We start from the raw sequence: 579 nt of genomic DNA, 5'->3' as shown, positions 1-579 counted from the left end.
CACCGAAGAAGTACAGCGACGAGCTGCGTGAGCGGGCGACGCGGATGGCGTTGGACGCGATCGCGGCCGAGGGGCAGCGGATGGCGGCGATCCGCCGGGTCGCGGGCCAGTTGGACGTGCACCCGGAGGCCTTGCGGACATGGGTCAAGCGCGCCGAGATCGACGCCGGCGCGTCGCCCGGCCGCACCAGCGACGATGCGACGCGGATCGCTGAGCTGGAGCGGGAGGTGCGTGAGTTGCGGCGCGCGAACGAGATTCTGAAGACGGCTTCGGCGTTTTTCGCCGCCGCGGAGCTCGACCGCACAATCAAGTAACTCCGGACGTTTCCGCGCAGCGGCGGGAGGTTCCGCTCGCGGCGGTCGTCGATTATGTGGACGGCCACCGCGAGCGCGTTGTTGAGGGGAAGAAACTCGGGGTCGAGTCGATCTGCGCGGTCTTGAACGATGCGGGTGTGCAGATCGCCCCGAGAACGTATTGGGCTGCCAAGAAGCGCGCACCGTCGGCACGCGCTGTGCGGGAAGCGGAACTGCTCACCGAGATCGAGCGCGTGTTCTGCGAGAATTACGGCGTCTACGGGGC

The 579-nt window shown here is 67.9% G+C and carries 2 pseudogenes; both read left to right on the top strand.

Annotation, left to right across the window (positions count from 1 at the left end):
• Positions 1-44 precede the first annotated feature (44 nt).
• A pseudogene (locus tag ABFX51_RS39330) lies at positions 45-311 on the top strand (transposase); the annotation flags it as partial.
• Between the two features lie 59 nt (positions 312-370).
• Positions 371-579 (top strand): annotated as a pseudogene (locus tag ABFX51_RS39325) (hypothetical protein); the annotation flags it as partial.

Origin of the sequence: Amycolatopsis dongchuanensis, from assembly GCF_039542405.1 — a bacterium.
Lineage (GTDB): Bacteria > Actinomycetota > Actinomycetes > Mycobacteriales > Pseudonocardiaceae > Amycolatopsis_E > Amycolatopsis_E sacchari.
The sequence above is the reverse complement of the archived record's forward strand: the minus strand, read 5'-3'. Positions and strand labels throughout refer to the sequence as shown.